At 65.5% G+C, this 8,092-nt stretch carries 6 protein-coding genes; 3 read left to right on the forward strand and 3 right to left on the reverse strand.

Annotated features, from left to right (window positions below; translation table 11 throughout):
• Position 1: 1 nt before the first annotated feature.
• Entirely contained in the window at positions 2-2,632 is a 2,631-nt protein-coding gene (gene nirB / locus PSET11_RS10080; RefSeq protein WP_124091969.1) for a nitrite reductase large subunit NirB, read from the reverse strand.
• 277 nt (positions 2,633-2,909) lie between these two features.
• Between nirB and nirD the strand changes: the two genes are divergently transcribed.
• On the forward strand, positions 2,910-3,323 hold the full coding sequence (nirD, locus tag PSET11_RS10085; protein ID WP_124091970.1) for a nitrite reductase small subunit NirD: 414 nt from the start codon (positions 2,910-2,912) through the stop codon (positions 3,321-3,323).
• On the opposite strand, the gene PSET11_RS10090 is transcribed toward nirD, so the two are convergent.
• Both PSET11_RS10090 and PSET11_RS10095 read right to left on the reverse strand, forming a co-directional pair.
• A complete protein-coding gene (locus tag PSET11_RS10090) occupies positions 3,320-5,083 on the reverse strand; it encodes a phospho-sugar mutase (protein WP_124091971.1) in 1,764 nt (587 codons plus the stop codon). The genes nirD and PSET11_RS10090 overlap by 4 nt on opposite strands.
• A gap of 101 nt (positions 5,084-5,184) precedes the next feature.
• Positions 5,185-6,003: a purine-nucleoside phosphorylase gene (locus PSET11_RS10095; RefSeq protein WP_124091972.1), complete on the reverse strand. Its 819-nt coding sequence runs from the start codon at positions 6,001-6,003 to the stop codon at positions 5,185-5,187.
• Between the two features lie 105 nt (positions 6,004-6,108).
• Here PSET11_RS10095 and PSET11_RS10100 point away from each other — a divergent pair, with 105 nt between their 5' ends.
• Both PSET11_RS10100 and PSET11_RS10105 read left to right on the forward strand, forming a co-directional pair.
• Positions 6,109-7,524: an NAD(P)H-quinone dehydrogenase gene (locus PSET11_RS10100; protein WP_124091973.1), complete on the forward strand. Its 1,416-nt coding sequence runs from the start codon at positions 6,109-6,111 to the stop codon at positions 7,522-7,524.
• A gap of 110 nt (positions 7,525-7,634) precedes the next feature.
• Positions 7,635-7,889 carry a hypothetical protein gene (locus PSET11_RS10105; protein ID WP_124091974.1) on the forward strand — a complete coding sequence of 85 codons (255 nt, stop codon included), beginning with the start codon at positions 7,635-7,637 and terminating at the stop codon, positions 7,887-7,889.
• Positions 7,890-8,092 lie beyond the last annotated feature (203 nt).

Consider the following 8,092-nt stretch of genomic DNA (forward strand, 5'->3'; position numbering starts at 1 on the left):
GCTATCCCTCGCTTGCGTTGCTGGATCGGACGGGGATGCTGGAACCGATCAGGACCCGTGCCTTCTCTTGGGCGGTGGCGGGGCGCATCTGGCCCCGCTCGTCGGGAACAAAGGTGATGGAATCGTCCTTCTGGTCCGGGGCGTTGACGAAGGAACGGAACCTGCGGAGCCGCTCCGGGTCCTTCAAGGTGTCAGCCCATTCGTCCTGGTAGGTGTCCACGTGCTTGGCCATGGCCGCTTCGAGGTCCGCGGCGATGCCCAGGGAATCGTTGACCACCACGTCTTCCACGTGGCGGATGCCGCCGTCGAGTTCTTCCTGCCACCTGGCGGTCCGTTGGAGCCGGTCGGCCGTCCGGATGTAGTACATAAAGTACCTATCGATGTATTTGATCAGCGTTTCGTCGTCCAAGTCCTTCGCCAGGAGCTCGGCGTGCGCTGGCGTGGCGCCACCGTTGCCGCCCACGTACAGGTTCCAGCCGTCCGCGGTGGCGATGACTCCCACGTCCTTGCCGCGGGCCTCGGCGCATTCCCGTGCGCAGCCGGACACGCCCATCTTGAGCTTGTGCGGGCTGCGCAGCCCGCGGTAGCGCAGCTCCAAAGCGATGGCCATGGCCACGGAGTCCTGGACCCCGAACCGGCACCACGTGGATCCGACGCAGGATTTCACCGTGCGTAGGCTCTTGCCGTAGGCCTGCCCCGATTCAAAGCCGGCGTCCACGAGTTCCTTCCAGATCTCCGGCAACTCTTCGAGCCGGGCGCCAAACATGTCGATCCGTTGGCCGCCGGTGATCTTGGTATAGAGGTTGTACTTTTCCGCCACGGCGGCGATCACACCGAGTTTCTTCGGGGTGATCTCGCCGCCAGCGATGCGCGGGACCACCGAGTAGGTCCCGTCCTTCTGCATGTTGGCCAAGGCACGGTCATTGGTGTCCTGCAGGGTACCGCGACCTGCCCCCAGCACGTAGGCGCTGTTTTGGCTGGCCAGAATGTTCGCGATGGTGGGCTTGCAGATGTCGCAGCCAGCACCTGTGCCGTACCTGGCCATGATTTCCTCGAAGGAGCTGAGCTCCAGGACGCGGATCGTCTCGAACAGTTCCTGCCGGGAGAGTTCGATGTGCTCGCACAGGGCCTTGGAAACCTCGACGCCGGATTTGGTCAGTTCCGTTTCCAGCAGTTTCTTGAGCATGGGGACGCAGGAGCCGCACTGGGTGCCGGCCCGGGTGCAGCCCTTGAGCTCGCCGAGTTCCCGGACGGGGGCGTTTCCGTCGCAGGTGCCGCAGCCGTTGACGGCGTCGCGGATGCTGCCGGCGGAAACGTTGTTGCAGGAACACAGCGTGGCATCGTCGGGGAGTTCGGTGTCCGGAGCCTCGCCACCGCCAGCCGCGGAGAGGTAGGCGCCGGGTTCGGCGCTGAGCTCCCTGCCCAGCATGGGCCGGAGGGCGGTGTAGGGGGTGGCGTCGCCAACGAAGATGCCACCCAGGAGGGTCTTGGCATCATCGGTGGTGACAATTTTCTGGTAGACACCCCGGGCAGGGTCGGCGTAGACGATCTCCAACGAGTGCTCGGTCCGGGCGAAGGCGTCGCCGAAGCTGGCTACGTCGACGCCGGACAGCTTCAGTTTGGTGGCAGTGTCGAAACCGGGGAAGGTAGCGGCACCGCCGTGCAGCCGATCGGCCACGATTTCCGCCATGGTGTTGGCGGGGGCCACCAACCCCAAACACATGCCTTCGAAGTTGGCGACCTCGCCGATGGCCCAGATACCGTCAACCTCCGTGGCGCAGTAGTCATTGATGACCACCCCACCGCGAGGGCCCAGGCTGAACTGTTGGGCCTCGGCGTCCGCGGCGCGGAAGAGTTCGTCCCGGGGCCGCACCCCAATGGCTGCCACCACCAGGTCCGCGGCGACGGTGCGGCCGTCAGCCATCAAGACCCCGGTGACCTGGCCGCCGTCGTCCGTCACCACCTCGGCGGGATACACACCGGCGTGGAACGTGAAGCCCTTGGCCTCGATCAAGCGGCCCAGCGCCTGCCCCGCACCCTGATCGAGTTGGGTGCTCATCAGCCATTGTGAGCCGTTGATGACAATGGGGTTCGCGCCCAACTGCTCTGTGCCGGCAGCCGATTCCAGGCCCAGGAGACCGCCGCCGATAGTGACTGCATTGACCTGCCGGCCCAGTTTCACCGTGAGGTCCGCGATGGCCTGGTTGATGGCCCAGACGTCTTCCAGCGTGCGGTAGACGTGCGTGTGCTCGGCGCCGGGAATGGGTAGCCGGGCAGCATCTGACCCGGTAGCAACCACCAGGTGGTCGTAGGCGTAGGTGGAACCGGCGGCGGTGGAAACGGTCTTGGCCTCGGTGTCGATCGAGACGGCGCGCTCGCCGGTCTGCAACGTCAGCGCCGGGTGCTCCCACATGCTGGCGTGGCCGAGCGTGAGGTCCACGTCTTTGTCGGTCAGCGCTTTGGACAAGGCCACCCGGTCGTAGGGGAGGTGGGCTTCCTCGGCCAGGACGGTGAGCTGCCAGCCATCAAGTCCCCGGGTGTGCATGGCCTCGGCGAAGCGATGGGCAGCCGGACCGCCGCCAACCACGACGATGCGGTGTGGCGCTTCTGGACGGGAAGTTTGTTCGGTCACTGCTGGGCCTTTCGCAGGGGCCGCGGTCCTGATGGTCCGCGGCCATGTTGCTCGATCTTTCCCTCCACCCTAGGAAGCTGCAGTTTCGCTTCAATGTCCCTTATGTTTCGTCAACTTAACTTCTGCATCACGATCGCGTGTCGGGCGCAGTGAGACGCCTTTTACCCGGCCGACACATTTCCCGTACCCAGGAGAAACACCCCCTGCCTAGCGTGGTTCATGGCTGCTTTTCGCATCCGCGACCAATCGACGCACGCTTGAGGGAGAGGAGCCGGACATGACGGCAACACTTGAAATGGGGCCGCTCGCCGGTGGCTTGGCCGGCGCGGGAACGGCTGCTGCAACGCACGACGCCGGCACTCCGGCAGGTGCCTCGTGGCGGCGGATTTGCGCGGTCGCGGACCTCGAACTCGCCTGGGGCGAGGCGGCGTTGGTGGCCGGGCAACAGATCGCCCTCTTCCGAGTCGGCGCTGCGGAGGTTTTTGCCGTGGCCAACCAGGATCCTGCCACGGGAGCGCAGGTCATGGCGCGGGGCATCCTCGGCTCACGTGGGCAGCGGCCCACCATCGCCTCACCGTTGCACAAGGAGGTCTACGACCTCGAAAGCGGCACGTGCTTCACCAGCCCGGAGCTGGCTTTGGCCACGTTTGGCACCCGCCTGGTGGACGGGTTTGTTGAGGTAGTGCTCTAGAGTCCCAGCGCTTCACTGACATCGCGGAGGGTCTCGTCCAGCGCGGCCCGTGCGGCCTGCCGGGCGGCGGGCAGTTCGGCGGCAGATTCCACCGGGTGGATCACCTCGAGGTAGCACTTGAGCTTGGGTTCAGTGCCGCTGGGCCTGATGATCACGCGGGTGAGGTTGCGGGTGATGTACAGCAGGCCTTCCGTGGGCGGCAATTGGGGGGTGCCCACGGCCAGGTCGGTGTAGGTTTCCACTCCGGAGGAGCCAAACGACTCCGGCGGTGAGACTCGGAGCCTGTTCATCATCGCGTCCAGGAGGCCCAGGTCGCCCACCCGGATGCTGAGCTGGTCGCTGGCGTGCAAGCCGTGCTGGAGGTAGAGCTCGTCGAGGGTATCGAAGATCGTCTTGCCCTCGGCCTTGGCGGTGGCGGCCAACTCCGCAATCAAGACCGCAGCGGAAATGCCGTCCTTGTCCTTCACCAGATCCGGTGCCACACAGTAGCCCAGGGCTTCCTCGTAGCCGTATGTCAGGCCGGGAACCCTGGAGATCCACTTGAATCCGGTGAGCGTTTCTTCATGCTGATAGCCCGCCGCCGCGGCAATCCGGGCCAGCAGCCGGGATGACACGATCGAGTTGGCAAAGACGCCCGTGATCGCGCTGTCCTGGTCACTATTCGTTGGTGATTCGTTCCCAGCAGCCGCCCGGGCTGCCACGTGGGCGCCCAGCAGCGACCCCACCTCGTCGCCGCGCAGCATGCGCCACGCCCCGGTGTCCGGGTCCTTGGCAGCGACAGCAGCCCGATCGGCGTCGGGATCGTTGGCAAGGACGACGTCGGCGTCCAGCCGTTCCGCGGCAGCCAACGCCAGGTCCAGGGCGCCAGGTTCTTCCGGATTGGGGAAGCTGACCGTTGGGAAGTCGGGGTCCGGTTCTGCCTGTTCGGCCACCACGGTGACATCCGTGAAACCTGCGGCATTGAGGACAGCCACCGCCGTCTCGCCACCCACCCCGTGCATGGGCGTCAGGACGATACGCAGGTCCCGGGCTGGAAAGTGCTCGGGATGGGCCAGGGCAGCGACGGCGGCCTGGTAATCCGCGGCAACGTCCGAGCCGAGGACGGTCCACCCGTCGGCTGCCAGGGCGATGCTGTCGACGGTGCCCACGGCGTCGATCTGGGTAGCGATGGCAGCATCGTACGGAGCGACGATCTGCGCGCCCGCGCCGCTGGCTGGGACGGCGTGCCGGCCCAGGTAGACCTTATAGCCGTTGTCCTGCGGCGGATTGTGGCTGGCGGTGACCATCACGCCGCCGTCGCAGTCCAGCGCCCGGACGGCGTAGGCCAGCAGGGGAGTGGGCAGGGCGGACGGCAAGAGGAACGTTTCAATACCCGCGGCGGTGAAGATCGCGGCGGTTTCGGCGGCGAAGATGTCTGAGTTGTGGCGGGCGTCGTAGCCCACGACGGCGCGTGGCCTGCTCCCCGGCGCAGCGGCAGCGACCGTCTCGGTCAGGAAAGCCGCCAGGCCTGCTGCGGCGCGGCGCACCACCACCCGGTTCATCCGGTTGGGTCCAGCGCCGAGGGCGGCACGTAGGCCTGCGGTGCCGAACTGCAGGGTGCCGCGGAAGCTGTCCGTCAGTTCTTGCCGGGCAGCGGGGACGCCGTCTTCGGCCTGCTGGATCAGTTCCAGGAGTTCGGCAGCGGTCACGGGATCCGGATCGGAGGCGGCCCAGTCACGGGCTGCGGTGAACAGGTGGGACTCGGCATCGACGGAGGTCATGGGCTTAAAGCTATCGTCATTGGCAGCCTGTTACAGCCACCGCACGCCCAGATTCCGGCCCGTACTGGTAGTTTCATGGGCCGGAATCGGGGCGTGCCGCCTCAGAGTTTGGCGATGATGTCCGCCAGGAGCCGGGAAATCCGCGGTCCGGCGGCCTGCCCGGATTCAATGACTTCCTGGTGGCTCAGCGGCTGCGGGCTGATGCCGGCGGCGAGATTGGTGACCAAAGAGATACCAAAGACTTCCATCCCGGCATGCCGGCCGGCGATTGCCTCCAACGCCGTCGACATACCCACCAGTTCAGCGCCGATCCGCTTGGCGTACTGCACTTCTGCCGGTGTTTCGTAGTGCGGACCGGTGAATTGGGCGTAGATGCCTTCGTCCAGGGATGGGTCCACCTCGCGGGCGAGGGCGCGGATACGCGAGGAGTAAAGGTCGGTGAGGTCGACGAAGGTAGCGCCTTCAAGGGGGGACGCCGCGGTGAGGTTGATGTGGTCGCTGATCAGTACCGGGGTGCCCGGCGCCCAGTCCTCGTTGAGTCCGCCACAGCCGTTGGTCAGGACCAATGTCTTACAGCCCGCTGCGGCGGCGGTACGGATGCCGTGGACTACGGCGCGGACGCCCTTGCCCTCGTAGTAATGGGTGCGGGCGCCCAGGACGAGTGCGCGCTTGCCGTCGCTGGTGCGGACGGAGCGGATGGTGCCAGTGTGGCCCACCACGGCGGGAGTGTGGAAGCCGGGGACTTCCTCGGCGGTCAGGGTGGCGGTGGTTTCGCCAATCAGGTCAGCGGCCTCGCCCCAGCCTGAGCCGAGGACAAGAGCGACGTCATGGCGCTCCACATCGGTCTCGTGGGCAATGTAGTCAGCCGCGGCCTGGGCGGCGGCGAAGGGATCCGTGGTCTCAAAGTCTGTTGTACTCACTGGTCAAAGCTATCCTGCTCCACCGGATGCGCCCAGCGTTTGGGCCAATATGGTCCGCGTCTCCTTCTTTGGACCTCTGGACCTGAGGGAGGACAATGATTGCTTGTGACTACGCACCCAGATTTCACTGCACCCCGGATCGCAATCCTTGGAGGTGGTCCTGGCGGGTATGAAGCTGCGTCCGTGGCCGCCGCGCTGGGAGCGCAGGTCACCATCGTTGAACGGGCCGGCCTCGGCGGGTCGGCAGTGCTGACCGACGTGGTGCCGTCCAAGACCTTGATTGCCACGGCTGACCTGATGACCCGCGTGGCCGAAGCTGGCGAGCTCGGCGTGAAATTCGACGTCGACGGCGGCGACGTGGCCCCCGTGATGCGCGCGGACCTCAAGCACATCAATGACAGGCTGCTGAACCTTGCCCGCAGCCAGTCCAAGGACATTACCGACGGATTGGCGCTCCAAGGCGTTCGGGTGATCACCGGTTCGGGCCGCCTGGTGGACCCGCACACCATTGAGGTCCTGACGGTGGATGGTACGGAAACCGTTGAAGCGGACACTATCTTGCTGGCTGTGGGAGCGCACCCGCGCGAGCTGCCTACCGCTCGCCCTGACGGTGAGCGGATCCTCAACTGGGCCCAGATCTACAATCTCGAAGAGCTGCCCGAGGATTTGATCGTGGTTGGTTCCGGCGTGACCGGTGCCGAGTTCGCCTCCGCCTACAACGGCCTGGGCGCCAAGGTCACCTTGATTTCCAGCCGCGACCGGGTGCTGCCCGGCTCCGACGTGGATGCCGCCGTCGTTCTGGAAGGCGTTTTTGAACGCCGCGGCGTCCGCGTGCTGTCCCGCTCCCGCGCAGAATCCGTGGAGCGCGTGGGCGACGGCGTGGTGGTGACACTGGGCGATGGCTCCAAAGTGACTGGCAGCCACTGCTTGGTCTGCGTTGGCTCCATTCCCAACACGGCAGGAATCGGCCTCGAAGAGGTGGGTGTGGCGGTCAATGAGAGCGGACACATCAAGGTGGACGGGGTCTCGCGGACCACTGCGCCGAACATCTACGCCGCCGGTGACTGCACGGGTGTTCTGCCGCTTGCTTCGGTGGCTGCCATGCAGGGCCGCATCGCTGTGGCGCACTTCATGGGCGACGGCGTGACGCCGCTCAAGCTGCACCAGGTGGCCTCCAACATCTTCACCTCTCCGGAAATCGCCACCGTGGGTGTATCCGAGGCGGACATTGACTCCGGCAAGTACCAGGGCGACGTCGTCAAGGTGCAGTTGGGCCGCAACGCCCGGGCCAAGATGCGCAACCACAAGGACGGATTCGTGAAGATCTTTGCCCGTAAGGGCTCCGGAACCGTCATCGGCGGGGTGGTGGTTGGCCCCAACGCGTCCGAGTTGATCTTCCCGATCTCTATTGCGGTCAAGCAGAAGCTCCACGTTGACGATGTGGCCAGCACGTTCACCGTGTACCCGTCGCTGACCGGCTCCATCTCCGAGGCTGCCCGGCGCCTGCACGTCCACCAGTAACTACCTTCGGCTGCCTGCGGCCTGCGCGCTGCTGGTGCGCCTGGTGCTTGGCCTTCGCACGGTTTGGTGCTTAGACTGTCCGCATTCGTCGGATAGGGGAGTTGGGGCAGATGTCTAAGACGTATCGGAAGGCAATGGCTGGTTTTGCGGCAGCGATCGCACTGGCCGCTGGAGGTGTTGCGGTGGCGGCGCCAGCGCAGGCTGCGGGATACACCTACCTGTACCCGACGGACTTCGGCTCGCAGTCCGCGTGCAACACTAAACGCCTGACGATGAATTCCTCCTGGACTCGCGCGAGCCAATGCTTCATCATGACTGACACCGGAAGAGTGGTGTGGAAGTTCTCCGTCACTGTGCGCGGGTAAGTCTCATCGCCGATGAAGCTCGCCCCACCCGAAGCGACATAGCGCTTCCCGTTGGTGCCCCACAACGATCGGAGCTCCGCCACCGTGGATCAGCATCGGTGACCGAGCTGCCGCGGAGATCTCGGACAGTGGGCCCTCATAAAATGAGGGTCTACCGAAAGTAGAGATCAGCATGACCGCATCACGGAAGCGATTTACCCAGG

It is taken from the genome of Arthrobacter ulcerisalmonis (assembly GCF_900609065.1).
GTDB lineage: Bacteria > Actinomycetota > Actinomycetes > Actinomycetales > Micrococcaceae > Arthrobacter > Arthrobacter ulcerisalmonis.

Bases quoted from the DNA above. Each gene is read 5' to 3' on its own strand.
- nirD (WP_124091970.1), top strand. From the start codon at position 2,910: ATGACGGCAACACTTGAAATGGGGCCGCTCGCCGGTGGCTTGGCCGGC.
- PSET11_RS10090 (WP_124091971.1), bottom strand. From the start codon at position 5,083: ATGACCTCCGTCGATGCCGAGTCCCACCTGTTCACCGCAGCCCGTGAC.
- PSET11_RS10105 (WP_124091974.1), top strand. From the start codon at position 7,635: ATGTCTAAGACGTATCGGAAGGCAATGGCTGGTTTTGCGGCAGCGATC.